Source organism: Pseudomonas sp. DF5 (assembly GCF_058148225.1).
The window spans coordinates 89,785-109,963 of sequence record NZ_JBYVYM010000026.1; the positions used below are offsets into that span (position 1 = coordinate 89,785).

General features: G+C 61.6%; 17 protein-coding genes. 8 read left to right on the forward strand and 9 right to left on the reverse strand.

What is annotated here, in order from left to right:
* The first annotated feature begins 110 nt into the window (after positions 1-110).
* Positions 111-545, forward strand: a complete 435-nt coding sequence (locus tag AC30D7_RS22255; RefSeq protein WP_111453505.1) for a YeeE/YedE family protein — start codon at positions 111-113, stop codon at positions 543-545.
* 2 nt (positions 546-547) lie between these two features.
* A complete protein-coding gene (locus AC30D7_RS22260; RefSeq protein WP_018929681.1) occupies positions 548-961 on the forward strand; it encodes a DUF6691 family protein in 414 nt (137 codons plus the stop codon).
* A 21-nt stretch (positions 962-982) separates the two neighbouring features.
* On the opposite strand, the gene AC30D7_RS22265 is transcribed toward AC30D7_RS22260, so the two are convergent.
* Positions 983-2,266, reverse strand: a complete 1,284-nt coding sequence (locus AC30D7_RS22265; RefSeq protein WP_490135493.1) for a Zn-dependent hydrolase — start codon at positions 2,264-2,266, stop codon at positions 983-985.
* 150 nt (positions 2,267-2,416) lie between these two features.
* Positions 2,417-3,901 (reverse strand): NCS1 family nucleobase:cation symporter-1, encoded by a 1,485-nt coding sequence (locus AC30D7_RS22270; protein WP_490135494.1) that lies wholly within the window; start codon positions 3,899-3,901, stop codon positions 2,417-2,419.
* 622 nt (positions 3,902-4,523) lie between these two features.
* On the opposite strand from AC30D7_RS22270, the gene hydA reads away from it, so the two are divergent.
* From hydA to preA, 3 genes are all read left to right on the forward strand, one after another.
* Positions 4,524-5,963, forward strand: coding sequence for a dihydropyrimidinase (hydA, locus tag AC30D7_RS22275; RefSeq protein WP_018929684.1), 1,440 nt, complete (start codon positions 4,524-4,526; stop codon positions 5,961-5,963).
* Between the two features lie 156 nt (positions 5,964-6,119).
* Positions 6,120-7,487, forward strand: coding sequence for an NAD(P)-dependent oxidoreductase (locus AC30D7_RS22280; protein WP_490135495.1), 1,368 nt, complete (start codon positions 6,120-6,122; stop codon positions 7,485-7,487).
* Positions 7,488-8,762: an NAD-dependent dihydropyrimidine dehydrogenase subunit PreA gene (gene preA / locus AC30D7_RS22285; protein WP_490135496.1), complete on the forward strand. Its 1,275-nt coding sequence runs from the start codon at positions 7,488-7,490 to the stop codon at positions 8,760-8,762.
* A gap of 139 nt (positions 8,763-8,901) precedes the next feature.
* Here preA and AC30D7_RS22290 read toward each other — a convergent pair whose 3' ends face one another.
* On the reverse strand, positions 8,902-9,522 hold the full coding sequence (locus tag AC30D7_RS22290; RefSeq protein ID WP_490135497.1) for a TetR/AcrR family transcriptional regulator: 621 nt from the start codon (positions 9,520-9,522) through the stop codon (positions 8,902-8,904).
* Between the two features lie 139 nt (positions 9,523-9,661).
* On the opposite strand from AC30D7_RS22290, the gene copC reads away from it, so the two are divergent.
* Together copC and copD are read left to right on the forward strand one after the other, a co-directional pair.
* Complete coding sequence (gene copC, locus AC30D7_RS22295; RefSeq protein WP_490135498.1) at positions 9,662-10,027, forward strand: copper homeostasis periplasmic binding protein CopC; 366 nt, start codon at positions 9,662-9,664, stop codon at positions 10,025-10,027.
* Positions 10,028-10,030: 3 nt separating this feature from the next.
* On the forward strand, positions 10,031-10,891 hold the full coding sequence (copD, locus tag AC30D7_RS22300; protein ID WP_490135499.1) for a copper homeostasis membrane protein CopD: 861 nt from the start codon (positions 10,031-10,033) through the stop codon (positions 10,889-10,891).
* A 114-nt stretch (positions 10,892-11,005) separates the two neighbouring features.
* Here copD and AC30D7_RS22305 read toward each other — a convergent pair whose 3' ends face one another.
* Both AC30D7_RS22305 and AC30D7_RS22310 read right to left on the reverse strand, forming a co-directional pair.
* On the reverse strand, positions 11,006-12,145 hold the full coding sequence (locus AC30D7_RS22305; protein ID WP_490135500.1) for an HlyD family secretion protein: 1,140 nt from the start codon (positions 12,143-12,145) through the stop codon (positions 11,006-11,008).
* Entirely contained in the window at positions 12,142-13,806 is a 1,665-nt protein-coding gene (locus tag AC30D7_RS22310) for an MFS transporter (RefSeq protein WP_490135501.1), read from the reverse strand. The genes AC30D7_RS22305 and AC30D7_RS22310 overlap by 4 nt, the downstream gene beginning before the upstream one ends.
* A 202-nt stretch (positions 13,807-14,008) precedes the next feature.
* Here AC30D7_RS22310 and AC30D7_RS22315 point away from each other — a divergent pair, with 202 nt between their 5' ends.
* Positions 14,009-14,959 (forward strand): polysaccharide deacetylase family protein, encoded by a 951-nt coding sequence (locus AC30D7_RS22315; protein WP_028940423.1) that lies wholly within the window; start codon positions 14,009-14,011, stop codon positions 14,957-14,959.
* 60 nt (positions 14,960-15,019) lie between these two features.
* On the opposite strand, the gene AC30D7_RS22320 is transcribed toward AC30D7_RS22315, so the two are convergent.
* The 4 genes from AC30D7_RS22320 to pqqC all read right to left on the reverse strand — a co-directional run bounded on the left by AC30D7_RS22320 (position 15,020) and on the right by pqqC (position 20,087).
* Positions 15,020-16,705 (reverse strand): PAS domain-containing hybrid sensor histidine kinase/response regulator, encoded by a 1,686-nt coding sequence (locus tag AC30D7_RS22320; RefSeq protein ID WP_490135502.1) that lies wholly within the window; start codon positions 16,703-16,705, stop codon positions 15,020-15,022.
* Positions 16,689-17,852, reverse strand: a complete 1,164-nt coding sequence (ercA, locus tag AC30D7_RS22325; RefSeq protein WP_018929698.1) for an alcohol dehydrogenase-like regulatory protein ErcA — start codon at positions 17,850-17,852, stop codon at positions 16,689-16,691. Before ercA ends, AC30D7_RS22320 begins: the two co-directional genes overlap by 17 nt.
* Before the next feature lie 352 nt (positions 17,853-18,204).
* On the reverse strand, positions 18,205-19,338 hold the full coding sequence (gene pqqE / locus AC30D7_RS22330) for a pyrroloquinoline quinone biosynthesis protein PqqE (protein WP_490135503.1): 1,134 nt from the start codon (positions 19,336-19,338) through the stop codon (positions 18,205-18,207).
* A complete protein-coding gene (gene pqqC / locus AC30D7_RS22335) occupies positions 19,335-20,087 on the reverse strand; it encodes a pyrroloquinoline-quinone synthase PqqC (RefSeq protein ID WP_490135504.1) in 753 nt (250 codons plus the stop codon). Before pqqC ends, pqqE begins: the two co-directional genes overlap by 4 nt.
* Positions 20,088-20,179 lie beyond the last annotated feature (92 nt).

The following is a 20,179-nucleotide window of genomic DNA, read 5'->3' on the forward strand; positions in this document are numbered from 1 at the left end:
CGTTTGTGATAGTGCAAAAAGCCCGGCACCCGCGGCCCTCCCAAAGTAGCCCTATGCTCAATAGGGAAAGAGTGGTTTAGTGCCGCTTTTTGTCTATACGGAGAGTTGCCATGGTGTTTGATTCTCTTCACTTTACCCCCTGGTCTGCCCTCGCGGGAGGAGCGCTGATTGGCCTCGCCGCGAGCGTAATGGTGGTGGCCAACGGGCGAGTTGCCGGGATCAGCGGGCTGTTGGGCAGCCTGCTTGAGCGTAATGATTCAGGACGAGGTGAAAAAGCCCTGTTCCTGCTTGGACTGTTGGCGGCACCGTTGGTGTGGGCGCTGTTTCATGTGTGGCCGACCATCGAATTCAAAACCGGTACGGTGGGGCTGATCATCGCTGGATTGTGCGTCGGCATCGGCACTCGTTATGGCTCCGGCTGCACCAGTGGTCACGGCGTGTGCGGTATCTCGCGCCTGTCACCGCGCTCCATTGCCGCGACATTGAGCTTCATGTTCACAGGCTTCGTGACGGTGTTCGTCCTGCGCCATCTGCTGGGGTATTGAACATGCGCAAACTGACCGCTTTCCTCGCCGGCCTGCTGTTCGGCGTCGGCCTGTTGCTGGCCGGCATGGCGAATCCGGCCAAAGTGCTGGGTTTTCTGGACATTGCCGGCCTGTGGGATCCGTCACTGGCGCTGGTCATGATCGGCGCCATTGCCGTGGCTTGGGGGCCGTTTCACTGGGCCATGAAACAACCGACATCCTTGCTGGGTGCGCCTATGCAATTGCCGGTCAGCCGTGAGCTGGACCGACGCCTGATCGGTGGCAGCCTGCTCTTCGGCATCGGTTGGGGTATTGCCGGCATCTGCCCCGGCCCGGCACTGGTGTTGTTGCCGACGGGGCACTGGCAGGCCTGGGTGTTCGCCATCGCCATGCTGGCGGGGATGCTGATGTTCAAAGCGCTGCAAACCCGCCGTTGAGCATCCCCGCCAAGCCAGTGGTCAAGCCGCCTGCTTACCACTGGCAATCGCCTGCGACGCCGCCAGCATCGCCCGCAACAACACGGCGCACCCGGCGGCCAGATCATCCGGCGCGGCGTTTTCGATTTCGTTGTGGCTGATGCCGCCTTCACAAGGCACGAAAATCATCCCGGCCGGGCCGAGTTCGGCGAGGAAGATTGCGTCGTGCCCTGCTCCACTGACGATGTCCATGTGCGACAGACCGAGCCCTTGAGCCGCACCGCGTACCGCTTCGACGCAGCCCTTGTCGAAGTACAGCGGCGGGAAGTCCGCGGTGGGTGTCAATTCGAAGCTCAGGCCGTGTTGCTCGCAGGTGGTTTCGATGACCTGGCGGACTTCGGCGATCATTGAGTCGAGTCGCGCCGGTTCCAGATGACGGAAGTCCAGGGTCATGCGCACTTCGCCGGGAATCACGTTGCGCGAGCCGGGATAGGCTTGCAGGCAGCCGACGGTGCCGCAGGCATGGGGTTGATGACCGAGCGCGGCGCGATTGACCGCGCCGACGATCACCGCGGCGCCGACCAGCGCGTCCTTGCGCAGGTGCATTGGCGTCGGACCGGCGTGGGCTTCGACGCCGCGCAGTTTCAAGTCGAACCATTTCTGCCCCAGCGCGCCCATCACCACGCCGATGGTTTTGTGTTCGTCCTCAAGAATCGGGCCTTGCTCGATGTGCGCCTCGAAGTACGCACCCACAGCATGACCGCTGACCTGGCGCGGCCCGGCGTAACCGATGGCGTTCAAGGCTTCGCCGACAGTCACGCCCTCGGCATCGACCTTGGCCAGGGTTTCCTCGAGGGTGAATTTTTCCGCGAACACGCCGGAGCCCATCATGCACGGGGCGAAGCGTGAGCCTTCCTCGTTGGTCCAGACCACCACTTCCAGCGGCGCTTCGGTTTCCACGCCGAGGTCGTTGAGGGTACGTAAGACTTCGACCCCGGCCAGCACGCCGAAGCAACCGTCGAACTTGCCGCCGGTGGGCTGAGTGTCGATGTGGCTGCCGGTCATTACCGGTGGCAGGTTCGGATTGCGCCCCGGACGACGGGCGAAGATGTTGCCGACGGCGTCGATGCTGACCGTGCAACCGGCCTCCTCGCACCACTTCACGAAGATATCGCGCGCCTGGCGGTCGAGGTCGGTCAGGGCCAGCCGGCAGACACCGCCCTTGACCGTGGCGCCGAGCTTGGCCAGTTCCATGAGCGACTGCCACAGACGGTCGCGGTTGATGTGCTGATGGGTGGATTGCAGAACGTCTATGGCAGCGTTCATGGTGATCTCCTCAGGCAGTTGTTATGGATTTCTTCAGGCAAATTTTTGGTAACTGTGAGGGCGCCATCGCGGGCAAGCCCGCTCCCACAGGGATTTTCAGTGTTCACAAAATCCATGTGGGAGCGGGCTTGCCCGCGATGAGGCCGGTGCTCACACCGCAGATTTCACGGCAGTAGGACTCGGCCGCATCACACTCAACCCGTAATAAATCAGCCCACCAAGGGCCGAGCCGGTGAACCAGCCGTAGCTGTAGAACCAGCTGAAGGCATCGCTGCCCAGCGACAGCAGCGTCAACACCACCGGCACACCGAATGCAATGAAGCCGAACCAGTTCCACGCCGGGTACACGTCGTCGCGGTAGAGGCCTGCCAGATCCAGCTCCTGTTTCTTGATCAGGAAATAGTCCACCACCATGATCCCGGCGATCGGCCCCAGCAGGCTCGAATAGCCGAGCAGCCAGTTGGAATACACCGTCTCCAGGCTTAGATCCGAGACAATCAGCCCGAGCTTTTTCAGCAGCTCATGGGCCATCAGCGCCAACCCGACCAACCCCGTGAGCATCACCGCTGTGGTGCGATTGATGTATTTGGGGGCGACGTTCTGGAAATCGTTGGTCGGCGACACGATGTTGGCCGCGGTGTTGGTGGACAAAGTGGCGATGATGATCAGCGCCATGGCCAGTGCGACCCAGACCGGGCTCTGGATATGGCCGATCAGGGTGACCGGATCAGAGACAGTGACGCCCACCAGTTTCACCGACGCCGCCGTCATCACCACACCGAGGGAGGCGAACAGGAACATGGTCAGGGGCAAGCCGATAATCTGCCCGACGATCTGATCCTTCTGGCTTTTCGCGTAGCGGCTGAAGTCCGGAATGTTCAGCGACAACGTGGCCCAGAAGCCGACCATGGCGGTCAGCCCGGCGGCGAAATAACTGGCCACGCCGGCCCCTTCCGGACGCTTGGCCGGGATCGCCAGCAACTCGGTCATCGATACATTCGGCATGGCCCACACCAACAGCCCCACGCCCACCAGCACCAACAACGGCGCCGAGAGGGTTTCCAACCATTTGATCGAGTCCGCGCCACGAATCACCACCCACAGGTTCAAGGCCCAGAACAGCATGAAGCCGATCACCTCGCCGGTACCGCCAAGGGCCTTCCAGCCATCGAACACCGAGCCGAGAAACAGGTGAATCGCCAGCCCGCCGAACATGGTCTGGATGCCGAACCAGCCGCACGCCACCAGGGCACGGATCAGGCACGGGATGTTGGAACCGAGAATGCCGAAGGACGAGCGCAGCAATACCGGAAACGGAATGCCGTACTTGGTGCCGGGGAAGGCATTCAGGGTCAACGGGATCAGCACGATGATATTGGCGAACAGAATCGCCAGCAGCGCTTCGCCCACGGTCAGGCCGAAGTAGGCCGTGAGCACACCGCCGAGGGTGTAAGTCGGCACGCAGATCGCCATGCCGACCCACAATGCGGTGATGTGCCATTTGTTCCAGGTTCGTTCGCGCACCTTGGTCGGCGCCATGTCGTGGTTGTATCGGGGACTGTCGAGGACATCGCTGCCGGCTTCGAGCTCAAACAAGCCGTCGCGCTCGGTCACTTGCGATCTGATCTGTTGCATGGCCGCTCCACTGTTTTTTTGATTATTTTTGCTCATCAGGGGCTGGCGCAGCGTGCGCGAGCCGGACGATGGCCGGAGAAACTGACAACTTTTACGGACCGGCCACGGTGTCAGCGGCGGCATCAATAAACGTGCCGGGTGCCCCGCTTGCGCCTCGGGCAGTGCCATAAAACTTCGCTAACCAACTGATGTTAATCAGCTTTATTTATTCAACTATCGAGTCCCTGGTCAGTTGCCACGTCACTCAGGCCGAATGCCAGGCAAGTTGTCCGAACAGTCAGGACTCAATCTGGTGCGTCGATCTTTTTTTGAAAGGTTGCGCATCAACCATAGACCATCCTCAACCGGCTGATTTCACATAGAAAATCTTGACCATATTTCCAACCTGTCAAGTGCGTCAAAATGGTGAGCGGTCTCACCATTTTGGTGATTTTCATTTTTTATCGTTATTTATCAAACAGTTAAAACAGTAATAAGCTTATAAAAAATATTCTTGCTCAATCCACAAACTGCAGCTAGCGTCTATTCTTGACAGCGCTGACAGGAATACACCGATTGGCGTCTGCTTCATATAAAACATCTAGAACCGGCAATAGTCGGTCATGCCTGCGAGGAACTCGGAATGTCTCTGTTGATCCGTGGCGCCACCGTTATTACCCATGATGAAAGTTATCGCGCCGACGTCTATTGCGCTGACGGCGTGATCAAAGCCATCGGTGAAAACCTCGATGTTCCCGCCGATGCGCAAGTGCTCGACGGCAGCGGCCAATACCTGATGCCCGGCGGCATCGATCCGCACACCCACATGCAACTGCCCTTCATGGGCACGGTGGCCAGCGAAGACTTTTTCAGCGGCACCGCGGCGGGATTGGCCGGTGGCACCACGTCGATCATCGACTTCGTGATACCCAACCCACAACAATCATTGATGGAGGCCTTTCATCAATGGCGCGGCTGGGCCGAGAAGTCGGCGTCTGACTATGGCTTTCACGTCGCCATCACCTGGTGGAGCGAGCAAGTCCGCGAGGAAATGGCCGAGCTGGTCAGCCAGCACGGGGTCAACAGCTTCAAGCATTTCATGGCTTACAAGAACGCGATCATGGCCGCCGACGATACGCTGGTGGCGAGTTTCGAGCGTTGTCTGGAATTGGGCGCGGTGCCGACCGTACACGCGGAAAACGGCGAGCTGGTCTATCACCTGCAACGCAAGTTGATGGCCCAGGGCATCACCGGGCCGGAAGCGCATCCGCTATCACGACCTTCGCAGGTAGAAGGTGAAGCCGCGAGCCGGGCGATTCGCATTGCCGAAACGTTGGGCACGCCGCTGTATCTGGTCCATGTCTCGACCAAGGAAGCCCTCGACGAAATCACCTATGCCCGCGCCAAGGGCCAACCGGTTTACGGCGAAGTGCTGGCCGGGCATCTGCTTTTGGACGACAGCGTCTACCAACACCCGGACTGGCAAACCGCCGCCGGTTACGTGATGAGCCCACCCTTCCGCCCGCGCGGTCATCAAGAAGCCCTCTGGCACGGCCTGCAAGCGGGCAACCTGCACACCACCGCCACCGATCACTGCTGCTTCTGCGCCGAGCAAAAAGCCGCCGGCCGTGACGACTTCAGCAAGATCCCCAACGGCACCGCCGGTATCGAAGACCGTATGGCGGTGCTTTGGGATGAAGGGGTGAACACCGGGCGTTTGTCGATGCAGCACTTCGTTGCCCTCACCTCCACCAACACCGCGAAGATCTTCAACCTCTACCCGCGCAAAGGTGCGATCCGTGTCGGTGCCGATGCCGATCTGGTGCTGTGGGACCCGGAAGGCACACGGACGATTTCAGCCAAGACGCACCACCAGCAGGTCGACTTCAACATTTTTGAAGGCAAGACCGTGCGCGGCGTGCCGAGCCATACCGTCAGCCAGGGTCGCGTGGTGTGGGCCGATGGTGATTTGCGCGCCGAGCGTGGCGCGGGCCGGTATATCGAACGGCCGGCGTATCCGGCGGTGTTTGATTTGCTGAGCAAGCGCGCTGAGTTGCACAAGCCGACCGCAGTAAAACGCTGAAATCGAGGCCTTCGGCCTTCGCGGGCAAGCCTCGCTCCTACATTTGGAATGCGTTCCCCTGTAGGAGCGAGGCTTGCCCGCGAAGAAGCCGGCCCAGACAACACAAAACCAATGCCCACCAGAGGCAGTACCTCAATTAACCGTGAGGCCAACACCGTGATCAAGACCTTGAACCACCTCCCGCATCCCCATGAGGACGCGGTCGCCCTCGCCGGCCATTTCACCGACCTGGCGCCGCCGCTCAACGAGCGTCAGGCACATCTGGAAGCCTCGCGCTGCCTGTATTGCTACGACGCGCCGTGCGTGAACGCGTGCCCAAGCGACATCGACATTCCATCGTTCATCCGCAATATCCATCAGGAAAACGTGCAGGGTGCGGCGCAGAAAATCCTCTCGGCCAACATCCTCGGTGGCAGTTGTGCCCGGGTCTGTCCGACGGAAATCCTCTGCGAGCAAGCCTGCGTGCGCAACAACGCCCAGGAATGCGCGCCGGTACTGATCGGCCTGCTGCAACGCTATGCCGTGGACAACGCACACTTCAGCGAACACCCGTTCCAGCGCGCCGCCGCAACCGGCAAGCGCATCGCCGTGGTGGGTGCCGGCCCGGCCGGTTTGTCCTGCGCGCACCGCAGCGCCATGCACGGCCATGACGTGGTGATTTTCGAGGCCCGGGAAAAGGCCGGCGGCCTCAACGAATACGGGATCGCCAAGTACAAGCTGGTGGACGATTACGCGCAGAAGGAGCTTGAGTTCCTGATGGGGATTGGCGGAATCGAGATTCGCCACGGGCAGAAGCTCGGCGATAACCTGACCCTTAGCGAACTGCATCAGCAATTCGACGCGGTGTTCCTCGGCCTGGGCCTGGCCGCCAGCAAACAACTGGGCCTGCCCAACGAGGATGCCCCCGGCCTGCTCCCCGCCACCGACTACATCCGCGAACTGCGCCAGGCCGATGACCTGACGCAACTGCCGCTGGCCGAGCGCTGCATCGTCCTCGGTGCCGGCAACACCGCCATCGACATGGCCGTGCAAATGGCCCGTCTCGGTGCCCGGGACGTGAACCTGGTGTACCGCCGTGGTGTCGCGGACATGGCCGCTACCGCTCACGAACAGGACATCGCCAAGGCCAATCAGGTGCGGCTGTTGACCTGGGCGCAACCCCAAGAGGTGCTGCTCGACGATCAGGGCAATGTGCGCGGCATGCGCTTCGCCCGTACCCGATTGGTGGAAGGTCGCCTGCAAACCACCGGCGAAACCTTCGAACTGGCCGCCGACGCGATCTTCAAAGCCATCGGCCAGACCTTCGACACTTCCGCCCTCGCCGACCCGCTGGCCCGTGAACTCAAGCGTCAGGGCGATCGCATCCTCGTCGACGAACAGCTGCGCACCAGCATTCCCGGCGTGTATGCCGGTGGCGACTGCACCAGCCTCGATCAGGACCTCACCGTGCAAGCCGTGCAGCACGGCAAGCTGGCCGCCGAGGCGATCAACGCTCAACTCATGCTCAACGTGGAGGCTGCGTAAATGGCCGATCTCTCGATTGTCTTCGCCGGCATCAAGGCCCCCAACCCGTTCTGGCTCGCTTCCGCGCCGCCGACCGACAAAGCCTACAACGTGGTCCGTGCCTTCGAGGCCGGCTGGGGCGGCGTGGTCTGGAAAACCCTGGGGGAAGACCCGGCGGCGGTCAACGTGTCGTCACGCTACTCGGCGCACTTCGGTGCCAACCGTGAAGTGATGGGCTTCAACAACATCGAGCTGATCACCGACCGCTCCCTGGAAATCAACCTGCGGGAAATCACCCAGGTCAAAAAGGACTGGCCGGACCGCGCACTGATCGTGTCGCTGATGGTGCCCTGCGTCGAAGAGTCGTGGAAAAACATCCTGCCGCTGGTGGAAGCCACCGGGGCCGATGGCATCGAACTGAATTTCGGCTGCCCCCACGGCATGCCGGAACGGGGCATGGGCGCGGCGGTCGGCCAGGTGCCGGAATACGTCGAACAAGTCACTCGCTGGTGCAAGACCTATTGCTCGTTGCCGGTGATCGTCAAGCTCACGCCGAACATCACCGACATCCGCGTCGCCGCCCGTGCCGCCCACCGTGGTGGCGCCGATGCGGTGTCGTTGATCAACACCATCAACTCGATCACCAGCGTCAATCTGGAGCGCATGGTCGCCAACCCTGCCGTCGGCAGTCAAAGCACCCATGGCGGTTATTGCGGCTCGGCGGTGAAGCCCATTGCGTTGAACATGGTCGCCGAGATCGCCCGCGACCCGCAGACCCAGGGCTTGCCGATCAGCGGCATTGGCGGCATCGGCAGTTGGCGCGATGCGGCGGAATTCATTGCCCTGGGCAGCGGTTCGGTGCAGGTGTGCACGGCGGCGATGCTGCATGGCTTCCGGATTGTCGAGGAGATGAAGGACGGTTTGTCACGCTGGATGGACAGTCAGGGCTACGCCAGCGTGTCGGATTTTTCCGGGCGCGCAGTGGGCAATACCACGGACTGGAAGTACCTGGACATCAACTATCAGGTGATTGCGAAAATCGACCAGGAGGCGTGCATCGGTTGCGGCCGCTGCCACATCGCCTGCGAAGACACCTCGCACCAGGCGATTGCCAGCTTCAAACAGGCCGATGGCACGCATAAATATCAAGTGATCGATGAGGAGTGCGTGGGCTGCAACCTGTGCCAGATCACCTGCCCGGTGCAGGATTGCATCGAGATGGTGCCGGTGGATACGGGCAAGCCGTTTCTGGATTGGAACCATGATCCGCGCAATCCCTACCATGTCACGGTCTGAACGCAGCGTTGCCTGAACTGACGCCTTCGCGGGCAAGCCTCGCTCCTACAGTTTAATGTCGAGCCACATCAAATGATCGACGCTAAATTTGTAGGAGCGAGGCTTGCCCGCGAAGAGGTCGGCAGCCGCACCACCAACCTCAAGGCTCCAACCCGATCCCGCGCAAGATCACACTGGTCACCGTCTGCACCGCCCGCTCGAACTGCATGTCCGACAACGGCTGATGATCATTAAGGATGTTCACCTGATGATCGAAGTCGGCGTAGTGCTGGGTCGAGGCCCAGATCATGTACAGCAGGCTGGACGGCTCTACCGGCAGGATGCGTTTGTCTTCCACCCACTGGCGAATTTTCGCTTCCTTCATCTTGGCCCAGTCGTACAGGCTCGCGTCCAGCTTCTCACCGAGGGTCGGCGCGCCGTGGATGATTTCGTTGGCCCAGACTTTCGAACCGTACGGCCGGCTGCGGGAATGGTTCATCTTGGCGCGGATGTAGCTGCTGAGCACCACGCGCGGGTCGTCGAACATTTCGAAGCACAGGGCGTCCTGCTTCCAGACATCCAGCAAACCCAGGAGCACCGCGCTGTACAGCTCGCTCTTGGTGCTGAAGTAGTAATGCAGGTTGGAGCGCGGCAGTTGCACTTCGGCGGCGATGTCGGCCATGGCGGTGCTGCCGAAGCCTTTTTCGGCGAAGACCTTTTCGGCCGCCAACAGGATTTTTTCGACGTTACTGCGACGAATCTCGATCTTGTGATTGCCCATGAGGGCTCCCTGACAACAGCGTTGCTCAAGACTAGCATCCGCTCTACGTCGCGGCGACAGGGGAAAACGAAACTTCGTAGAGCGGCCCTGCGGCAGGTAAACTGCCCGCCACTTTGAACTAGCCTGCGAGATCTTCACGATGCTGCTCAAGAACGCCCTGACCACCACTGCCCTGCTCGGCTCGCTGCTCGCCGCCTCATCGGTGTTTGCCCACGCCCATCTGAAAAGCCAGACCCCGGCGGCCGACAGCACGGTGAGCGCGCCTACGGAACTGCGCCTGGTGTTTTCCGAAGGGGTTGAAGCGACATTCACCAAAGTGACGATCAGCAAGGACGGTGCCGACGTACCGGTAAAAAGCCTCTCCACCGAAGGCAGCGACAAGAAAACCCTGGTCGTCACCCCGGCAGCGCCGTTGGCCGCAGGTGATTACAAAGTCGAATGGCACGCCGTGTCGGTCGACACCCATAAAAGTGAAGGCGCCTACCGCTTCAAGGTGGGTCAGTAATTCATGACCGATGCGCTGGTGCTGTGCCGCTTCCTGCATTTCACCGTGGTGCTGATGTTGTTCGGGGCCTGGGTGTTCAGGCCTTTGCTGCTGGGCCGCGAAACGAAGTGGCTGGATCCGGCACTGGCGCGAGTGACCCGCTGGCTCAGCGTGGTGGCGTTACTCAGCGGCGTCGGCTGGTTGCTACTGATCACCGCCAGCATGGCCAGTTCCCCGGAGGCGGCATTCGACCCGGCGACGCTGAGCCTGGTGCTGAGCAATACCTTTTTCGGTCAGGTGTGGCGCTGGCATCTGCTGCTCAATCTGTTGCTCGTGGCATTGTTGTTGACGCCCTGGCGTTCCAACATGGCCTGGCGCATCGGCCTTGCCAGCCTGCTGCTGGCGACCCTGGCCCCGGTCGGTCATGGCGCCATGCTCGATGGCCTGCAAGGCCAACTGTTAATCCTCAACCAGATTGTTCACCTGACGTGCGTCGGCGCCTGGCTCGGTGGGTTGATGTTGCTGGTGATGATCCTGCGCCAACCGGACGATCATCCCTTGAGCGCGATACTGCAACGCTTCAGCGGGATCGGTTACACGTTGGTGGCGGGGTTGGTGATGACCGGCCTGATCAACGTGCGCGTACTGACCGGCGTGTTCTGGCCGACGCCGTTGCTGTCCGGGTTTGCGCTGATTCTGTTGATCAAGGTTGTGCTGGTGATCGCGATGCTGGGGTTGGCGCTGTTCAATCGGTTGCGGATCGAGGATTGCCAACAGCGCCCGGGCCTGCTGCGTGCCAGCGTTGTGCTGGAATGGTTACTGGGGATCGGCGCGGTGGCGGCGGTTTCACTGCTGGGCACCCTGCCCCCAATGATCGCCACCTGAAACACACCTCCCCTGTAGGAGCGAGGCTTGCCCGCGAAAGCGGTCTGTCATTCAACATTGATGTCGGCTGACAGTCCCTCTTCGCGGGCAAGCCTCGCTCCTACAAGGGCGGTGTCAGTCAGGGGTAATCGGCGCAGCGGTATCAATACTCACCACCACCGACATCCCCGGCCGCAGCCGCTCACTCTGCTCCTGATCGGCATCGACGCTGATCCGCACCGGCACCCGCTGGGCGATCTTGACGAAGTTGCCCGTGGCATTGTCAGCCTGCAGCAGACTGAACTCGGAGCCTGTGGCCGGTGAAATCCGCTGCACCCGCCCGTGGAATTTCTGGTGGTTCAGCGCATCGACGGTGAAGCTCACCGGCTGACCGACCCGCACGTTGTCCATCTGGGTTTCCTTCATGTTGGCGATCACCCACAACTGGTTCGGCACCAGCGCCATCAGCTGCGCCCCGGAGTTGACGTAGGCGCCAAGGCGCACGCCAATCTGCCCGAGTTGACCGTCGCGCGGCGCCACCACGCGGGTGTTCGACAGGTCGATCCGCGCCAGTTGCACCGCCGCTTCAGCACTGGCCACCGCCGCTTCCAGCGAGCCACGATTGACGATCACCGTTTGCAGATCCTGGCGGGCAATGTCCAGATTGGCCTGGGCTTGCGCCACGGCGGCAACGGTCTGGGCGTTGGCGGCCAGGGTCACGTCCAGCTCGCGTTTCGACACCGAACCATCACCGACCAGCTCTTTGTTACGGCGCAGATCCGCTTCACTTTTGTGCAACTGTGCCTGGGCATCGGCGACCGCAGCCTGACGCAACTTGATGGTCGCTTCGGCGCTGTTGCGTTGCTGCACCGCGTTGGCCAGCGCGGCTTTCTCCACCGCCAGTTGCGCCAGGGACTGATCGAGACGCTGCTTGTAGATGCGGTCGTCGAGACGCACCAGCAAATCCCCGGCCTTCACGAACTGAAAATCCTGCACCGGCACTTCGTACACATAACCGCTGAGCTGTGGGCCGATGATCGTCACCTGCCCACGCACCAGGGCGTTTTCCGTGGTCTCGACCGCGCTGCTGAACGGCGGCAGTTGCCAGGCGTACAACACGATCAGTACACCGACGATGGCAATTGCCGCAAAGCCCAGGGACGACATGATCCGCACCCGCAGCGAACGCGGTTCGGTGCCCGGCGAGGACGGCGGCGTCACGCCTTCGGGGGTGGCGGCAATAGTGTTGGTGGTCGTGGTGGTCGGTTCGGTCATGAAGAAGTGGCACCGCTGGTTTGTTTGGTTGGAGTGGCAGGCGCCGGGGCAACGGCTTGGGTAGTGCTCATCAGCCACAGGGCGCGAATGGAAATCCAGATCATGGTCAGCACCGCAATCACGGCGATCAGCATAAACACGTCGTTGTAGGCCAGGATATTGGCTTCGCGGGTGGCCGCTGCGGCCAGGCTGCGGATGCCCTGCAGGTTACGCAGGCTTGGGTCGGCGATCATCGAGCTGACCGCGTTGCCGCCGCTCTGGACCCGCGCCGCCACACGCGGGTCGAGCAAGGTCAGTTGCTCGACGATGTGACTGGAATGAAACTTCTCGCGCGCGATCTGGAACGTCCCCAGCAATGCCGCGCCAATCAGGCCGCCGAGGTTCTGGCAGATACCGAACAGCACCGAGAAACTCACCAGGTTGCGCGGGCTGGACAGCACGTTGCGCATGCCGTAGACCATGGTCGGACCAAGGAAGAACGTCCCGCCGAAGGCCAGCAGAAACTGGCTGAAATACAGGTTTTCCGGGCGGGTCAGATTGTTCGAATAACTGTCCATCACCGAACCGACCGCCATCAGCGCCAAGGAGATGTTCAGCGGCATGATCAGGTGCTTGGGGTCGATGGTCAGGGCGCTGGTGGCAAGGCCAGCGATACTGCCGATCAACATCACCACATACAGGCTGTGCAGCTGCTGACTGCTCATGTTCAGCGCCTGCATGAACCCCACCGCCCCGGTGGACTGCTCCGACGTCACCATGCGGATCAGGATCACCGCCAGGGCCAGGCGAATCATCACCCCGCTGCCGAGCCAGCGGGTCATCAGCATCGGATTGCTGCGGTTGTGCTCGATGGCCAGGCCCGTGAGGATCAACACGATCGAAGCCGCCGAGGCCACCCCGATCCACTGCGCTTCGAGCCACCAGTCGATCCGCCCCAAAGACAACACCGCGCAAAGCAAGGCCACGCCGCTGGCGAGGATGGCGAAGGTCAGGAAGTCGAGTTTTTCGAAGGTCTTGAAGCGATCACCCGGCGGCAGTTTCAGCAGAAACACGCAGCCCAGGGACAACAGCGCCAAGCCCAGTTCGAACAGATACAGCCCGCGCCATTCGGCGATCTGCAACAGGTCTTCGGAGAACAACCGCGCCATGGGCAAGGCCAGTTGCGAGGTACCGAGGCCCAATACCAGCGCCTTCATCCGCCACTTCGCCGGGAAGGCCTGAATCATGTAATACAGGCCCAACGAGCTCAACGCCGCGCCGACCATGCCGTGGGCCGCGCGCACGGCGATCGCCGAACTCAGGTCGTTGACGAACAGATGGCCGAAGGTCACCAGCGCATAAAGCATCAGGAACACTTCGGTGAACGCCCGCAGGCCGAACTGCTGACGAAACTTCACCAGCAGCAGGTTCATCGACACGTTGGTCATCACGTAAGCCGCCGGCAGCCAGGCCATCTCGGCCGTGGTCGCGCCCAGCGCGCCTTGCAGGTACGGAAGGTTGGCGACCACCAGCGAGTTGCCGAGACCACCGGTCAATGCCACCAACACACCCACCAGCGCGTAGGCCAGCCGCCTGGGGTTGGAGTGCAACGGCGTCGAGGGCGATCCGGGCAGGCTGGGCCGCTCGTGGGGCTGCCAGTCGCGCGGGGTGTAGTGATTCATTCAGTGGCCTTGGTTCAAGGAGTGTGATCAGTTTGCCACAGCTGAAACACAAATCCCTCGCCACAGGCCCGCTCCCATACTGGATTATGTGTACGGCGGGATTCGTAAATTCTGTTTAAAAGTCTTCTCGCTCGCGGCGGATTTTTCCGGGGTGCGCCAAATGACACCCTCACGGCACTGTTCAACTCAAAAGGTGCCCCCTATGACCACTGCCCATTGGCAACGCTCCCCCCGCTGGCTGAAAAATCTGCTGGCCGCCGCCCTGCTGCTGCCGTCCCTCGCGTTCGCCCAGGAACGCCCGTGGCCGGATGGCTCGCAACTGGTGATTTCGTTCTCTATGCAATTCGAAACCGGCGGCCAGCCCGACGGTGCCGAAAGTCCGTTCTCCGGCACTCCATTGCCCAAGGGTTACCCGGACATGCCGGCACAGACCTGGTTCGACTATGGCTACAAGGAAGGCCTGTGGCGGATGCTCGACTTATGGGACCGCAACGGCATCAAGGTCACGTCCCATGTGGTGGGCGAAGCGGCGTTGAAACACCCCGAACTGGTGCGGGCGATCGCCGACCGAGGCCATGAAGTCGCCGCCCACGGCATGCGCTGGGCCGACTCCTACAACATGAGCTACGAACAAGAGAAAGCCTTCATCGGCGACGGCGTCGACGCGGTGCAGAAACTCACCGGCCAGCGCTCCGTGGGCTACAACGCCAACTGGCTGCGGCGCAGCCCCAATACCCTGAAAGTGCTGCAGGATCTGAACTTCACCTATCACATCGATGACGTCAGCCGCGACGAGCCGTTTGTGACACTGGTTCGTGGCAAGAAATTCGCCGTAGTGCCTTACACCCTGCGCAACAACGATATCGTGTTGATTGAAGGCCGGCACTTCTCGGCGCAACAGTTCTACCGGCAATTGGTGCTGGAATTCGACCGCCTGTACGCCGAAGGCGCCAGCCGGCGGCGGATGATGTCGGTGAGCCTGCATGACCGGATCGGCGGCACCCCGGCGATGGTCGAGGCGGTGGAACGTTTCATCCGTTACGCCAAGTCCCATCCGAAGGTCAGCTTCATGCGCAAGGATCAGATTGCCCAGATCGTGCTGACCGAAAAGAACCCGCTGATCGATAACACCGAGGCGGCGTACAACCACTGAGCCAAATCACCGCCAAAACTGGAATGAAAAGATCGCAGACTGCGATCTTTTCAAGGCTCGCTACGCCAACAACTGACTCAACACCGCACGCAACTTGCCGGGCTTCACCGGTTTGTTCAGCAATGGCGCGTCGAGTCGCTGCAACGAGCGTCGACACTGATCGGTGCGGTCGGCGGTGATGATCACCGCTGGTATCGTCCGGCTGAAATGCTCGCGCAGATGCCGGACCACTTCACAGCCCACCACCCCGTGATCGAGGTGGTAATCCGCCAGAATCAGTTCCGGCGCCTGCCCTTGCAAGGCCGCCAGCGCGGTGGCCTCATCGGTGGCGGTGACCACCTCGCAGCCCCACTGCCCGAGCAGCGCGCTCATGCTTTCAAGGATGCTGACTTCGTTGTCCAGCACCAACAGGCGCCGGCCCGGCAACGGGTTGCCGGTACTCGGCTGCGGTGCGGCCTGGCTGATCGGCAGTGGAATCTCACGGGAAATCGGCACCTCGATGCTGAACATCGAACCGCGCCCTGGCCGCGAATGCACCTGAATCCGGTAATCGAGGATCTTGGCGATGCGTTCGACAATCGCCAGTCCCAGGCCCACGCCCTTGCGATCGGCGGCGCGGCCAACGTCCAGTTGGTTGAATTCGAGGAAGATCGAGTCGAGACGATCCGCCGGGATCCCGCGCCCGGTGTCCCAGACTTCGATTCGCAGCGCGTTGCCCCGGCGCCGGGCACCCAGCAGGATGCTGCCGTCGTCGGTGTAGCGGCAGGCATTGCTGAGGAAGTTGCGCAGAATGCGGGTCATCAGGCGCAAGTCGGTATGAATCGCGTAATCACCCATGTGCACCCGCAGGTTCAACCCGGTCGCCGCGGCCACCGACTGAAACTCCGAGACCAGTGGCGCGAACAATTCATCGAGGCGGTACAGGGCGATGTCCGGTTTCACCGCAGCCTGATCGAGCCGGGAAATATCCAGCAGGTCGGTGAGCAGGTCTTCGGCCCCTTCCAGTGCCTGATGGGTGCGCTCCACCAGCACCTGTTCGACGTCGGGCAAATGCCGTTCGCGCAAGGTCGAGATCAACAAACGCGCGGCGTTGAGCGGTTGCAGCAAGTCGTGGCTGGCGGCGGCGAGGTATTTGTCCTTGCTGCGATTGGCCGCTTCGGCGGCATCACGGGCGTCGCGCAAGGCTTCGGCGGCTTCCAGCAACTCATTGGTGCGCGCGGTGACCCGTTGCTCCAGTTGATCATTGAGCTGTTGCAAGCGCTCCTGGGCCTGTTTTCGTTCGGTGATGTCGGCGACGAACCCCTCCACCAGGCCTTCCTGATCCGGTTTGAGCAGCAGGTTCATCAACACGTCGAGGACAGTGCCGTCCTTGCGCCGCAGCTGGGTTTCATAGCCCAGCAGGCTGCGCTCACGCTGGAGGACTTCGCCGATGCCTTCCAGCTCTTGCGCGCCGCCGACGAACAGCGTGCCCGCCAGGTCCGTCAGGGAAAACAGCACCTCCTGCGGGTCCTGATAGCCAAGCATCCGCGCCAGCGCCGGGTTGGCGGCGCGCATGCCTTCCTGCAGGCTGGCCTGGAAGATTCCGTGCACGGCGTTTTCGAACAACCATTTGTAGCGATTGCGCTCGGCCTCCAGTTCATCCAGGCGCGCGGCCAGTTCCGGGTAATGACTCTTGCGCGCCGAGTGATTGCCCAGCCCGAGTAACCCGGTCAGCGCCCGTTGCTGTTCGTCAGAGGGCTTCGCCATAGACGACCTCGACGTCGCGCTGACTGGACTCGCGCGGGTTGGTAAGGATGCAGGGGTCATCCATGGCATGTTGCGACAGGAACGGAATGTCCGACGTACTCACCCCGTGCAGGCCCAGGGTTTCGTGGAAGCCGATGGCGTGTTTGAGGGCGATCAAGTGGTCGACCAGACGCCCGCAAATCTGCCGGTGGTTCAGGCCGCGACAATCGATGCCGAAGGTCTCGGCAATCACCTTGAAGCGCTCCGGCGCCGAGCTGTAGTTGAACGCCACCACGTGTTCCACCAGCACCGCGTTGCACAAACCGTGAGGCAGATCGAGGAATCCACCGAGGCTGTGGGACATGGCGTGCACCGCGCCAAGGATCGCGTTGGAGAATGCCAGCCCGGCCTGCATGCTGCCGAGCATGATCTTTTCCCGCAGGGCGATGTCGTTCGGGTTGGCGATCATCTGCACCAGATTGCCGTTGATCAGCCGCATCGCCTCCAGCGCATGGGGATCGGTGAGCGGCCCGTGTCCGGTGGAAACGAAGGCCTCTATGGCGTGGACCAACGCGTCGATGCCGGTACAGGCCGACAGGAACGGGTCCATGCTCAGGGTGGTTTCCGGGTCGATCAGCGACACGTCCGGCACCGCGGCCTTGCTGACGATGGAGAATTTCATGCGTTCTTGCTGATTGGAGATGATCACGAACTGCGACACATCGGCCGACGTGCCGGCGGTGGTCGGGATCAGGATCAGCGGCGGACTGGGCATGCGCAGGGTGTCCACGCCCTCGAATTCAAGAATGTTGCGCCCGTGGGCGACGACGATGCCGATGCCCTTGCCGCAATCCATCGGGCTGCCGCCGCCGACCGCGACGATCACATCGCAGTGATTCTCCCGGTACAGCTCGGCGCCAAGCATCACTTCCTCGATCCGCGGGTTGGGCGAAACGTCGCTGTACACAAAGTAATCGATGCCCTGGGCTTGCAGGCTGGCCTCGACATCCGCGACCCAACCGGCGGCGATCACACCGGGGTCGCTGACCACCAGCACCTTGCGGGCGCCGAAGGTCTTGGCGTAGTTGCCGACGTTATGCCGACAGCCGGCACCGAAGATGATTTCAGGTGAAACGAATTTACGCAGTTGACTGAGATTCTGGCTCATTGGAAAGCCTGTTTTTATTGTTTTGAAAGGTAAAGCCAACACTAAAGCATCCGGCTGCGAATGCAATCAGACCAATGGGTAGCAACTACCCGGGGTGCACGAAGATCCCTGTGGGAGCCAATTTCAGCCGCGACGCATTCGTTGTAGCAGCTGCCGAGCTCGCGAGGCTGCGTTCGGCTGCGCAGCAGTCGCGAGTCCGGTTGCCGTGGTGTCCCTGACGCACCGAAATGGCTGGATTTTACGACTGCTTCGCAGCCGAACGCAGCCTCGCGAGCTCGACAGCTGCTACCACCGAACGCAAGCTTCGCCAGCTGCTACAGATCGCATGACGGCTTACGTGGTGCTGTTCGATTTATCCGCGATAGATCAGCCGCGAAGCCTTTTCATTGCGCAAGGTCAGGTGTTCCATGCCCTGCCCCGGCGCGTCGGCTTCGTCCCGGGCCTTGAGGATGACGCTGTGGTGCGGCGACTTGCTGCACACCGGGTCGGCGTTGCTCGCGTCCCCCGTGAGCATGAACGCCTGGCAGCGGCATCCGCCCAGGTCCTTATGCTTTTCATCGCAGGAACGGCACGGCTCTTTCATCCAGTCATTGCCACGAAACCGGTTGAAACCGAAGGAGTCGTTCCAGATATGTTCGACGCTGTGCTCGCGCACATTGGGGAACTGCACCGGCAGCTGACGCGCGCTATGACAAGGCAACGCCGTGCCGTCCGGGGTGATGTCGAGAAACAGGTTGGCCCAGCCATTCATGCAGGTCTTGGGGCGCTCTTCGTAGTAGTCCGGGGTGACGAAAATCAGCTTGCACGGGTGGCCCTCGGCCTCAAGCCGCTGGCGATACTCGTTGGTGATGCGCTCGGCGCGCTGCAATTGTTCGCGGGTCGGCAACAGGCCGACGCGGTTGAGTTCGGCCCAGCCATAGAACTGGCAGGTCGCCAACTCGACGAAATCCGCCTCCAGCTCCAGGCACAGCTCGATGATCTGCGCGATCTGGTCGATGTTGTGCCGATGGGTAACGAAGTTCAGCACCATCGGGTAGCCCTGGGCTTTCACCGCCCGGGCCATGGCCAGTTTCTGGGCGAAGGCCTTGCGTGATCCTGCGAGCATGTTGTTGACCGCTTCGTCGGCGGCCTGAAAGCTGATCTGGATGTGGTCCAGCCCGGCGACCTTGAAGTCGCGGACCTTCTGCTCGGTCAGGCCGATACCCGAGGTGATCAGGTTAGTGTAGTAACCCATATCCCGCGCGGCCTTGATCAGCTCGGCCAGGTCCTGGCGCACCAACGGCTCGCCACCGGAAAACCCCAGTTGCGCGGCGCCCATCTCCCTGGCTTCGCGAAACACCCGGATCCACTCTTCTGTGCTCAACTCCTCACCCTGTTGGGCGAAATCCAAGGGATTGGAGCAATACGGGCATTGCAGCGGGCAGCGATAGGTCAGCTCCGCCAACAGCCACAACGGTGGGCCGGGTTGCTGTTCGACCGCGTTCACAGGGCGATCCCCCGGTGCCAGACCCGATCGGTGGTGACGGTGTGATACGGCGGGCGGTCCAGCTCATAGGCCATGCTCATTGCGTCGAGCATGCTCCACAGCACATCAAGCTTGAACTGCAGAATCTCCAGCATGCGCTGCTGGCCCTCGACCGTGACGTAATGCGCCAGGGTGATCCGCAAACCATGCTCGACATCGCGCCGGGCCTGGCTCAGGCGCGTACGGAAATAGTCGTAACCGGCCGGGTCGATCCATGGGTAATGGCTGGGCCAGGCGTCGAGCCGAGACTGATGGATCTGCGGCGCGAACAGCTCGGTCAGCGAACTGCTGGCCGCTTCCTGCCAACAAGCACGGCGGGCGAAATTGACGTAGGCGTCCACGGCAAATCGCACACCCGGCAGCACCAACTCTTGCGAGAGAATTTGTTCGCGATCCAGCCCCACCGCTTCGCCCAGACGCAACCAGGCTTCGATGCCGCCTTCGCTGCCGGGGACTCCGTCATGGTCGAGAATCCGTTGCAGCCATTCCCGCCGCACGTCGCGGTCCGGACAGTTGGCGAGGATTGCCGCGTCCTTCAGTGGAATGTTCACCTGATAGTAGAAGCGATTGGCGACCCAGCCCTGGATCTGCTCGCGGGTGGCGCGCCCGGCGTACATCGCTTGGTGGAATGGATGATGGATGTGGTAATAGGCGCCTTTGACGCGCAGGGCCGCTTCGAATTCGGTGGGGGTCATGGGGGTGTCAGTCATTGCGGTTCTCCGGGGAATAACCGTTGGGTTCTGCGGTGTCTGGTCGGGCCTCTTCGCGGGCAAGCCCGCTCCCACAGGATTTAGGTGATCCC

What these genes read in the sequence shown, in the direction of transcription:
- AC30D7_RS22255 (WP_111453505.1), top strand. Translation starts at nt 111, where the DNA reads ATGGTGTTTGATTCTCTTCACTTTACCCCCTGGTCTGCCCTCGCGGGA.
- AC30D7_RS22260 (WP_018929681.1), top strand. Translation starts at nt 548, where the DNA reads ATGCGCAAACTGACCGCTTTCCTCGCCGGCCTGCTGTTCGGCGTCGGC.
- AC30D7_RS22265 (WP_490135493.1), bottom strand. Translation starts at nt 2,266, where the DNA reads ATGAACGCTGCCATAGACGTTCTGCAATCCACCCATCAGCACATCAAC.
- AC30D7_RS22270 (WP_490135494.1), bottom strand. Translation starts at nt 3,901, where the DNA reads ATGCAACAGATCAGATCGCAAGTGACCGAGCGCGACGGCTTGTTTGAG.
- hydA (WP_018929684.1), top strand. Translation starts at nt 4,524, where the DNA reads ATGTCTCTGTTGATCCGTGGCGCCACCGTTATTACCCATGATGAAAGT.
- preA (WP_490135496.1), top strand. Translation starts at nt 7,488, where the DNA reads ATGGCCGATCTCTCGATTGTCTTCGCCGGCATCAAGGCCCCCAACCCG.
- AC30D7_RS22290 (WP_490135497.1), bottom strand. Translation starts at nt 9,522, where the DNA reads ATGGGCAATCACAAGATCGAGATTCGTCGCAGTAACGTCGAAAAAATC.
- copC (WP_490135498.1), top strand. Translation starts at nt 9,662, where the DNA reads ATGCTGCTCAAGAACGCCCTGACCACCACTGCCCTGCTCGGCTCGCTG.
- copD (WP_490135499.1), top strand. Translation starts at nt 10,031, where the DNA reads ATGACCGATGCGCTGGTGCTGTGCCGCTTCCTGCATTTCACCGTGGTG.
- AC30D7_RS22305 (WP_490135500.1), bottom strand. Translation starts at nt 12,145, where the DNA reads ATGACCGAACCGACCACCACGACCACCAACACTATTGCCGCCACCCCC.
- AC30D7_RS22310 (WP_490135501.1), bottom strand. Translation starts at nt 13,806, where the DNA reads ATGAATCACTACACCCCGCGCGACTGGCAGCCCCACGAGCGGCCCAGC.
- AC30D7_RS22315 (WP_028940423.1), top strand. Translation starts at nt 14,009, where the DNA reads ATGACCACTGCCCATTGGCAACGCTCCCCCCGCTGGCTGAAAAATCTG.
- AC30D7_RS22320 (WP_490135502.1), bottom strand. Translation starts at nt 16,705, where the DNA reads ATGGCGAAGCCCTCTGACGAACAGCAACGGGCGCTGACCGGGTTACTC.
- ercA (WP_018929698.1), bottom strand. Translation starts at nt 17,852, where the DNA reads ATGAGCCAGAATCTCAGTCAACTGCGTAAATTCGTTTCACCTGAAATC.
- pqqC (WP_490135504.1), bottom strand. Translation starts at nt 20,087, where the DNA reads ATGACTGACACCCCCATGACCCCCACCGAATTCGAAGCGGCCCTGCGC.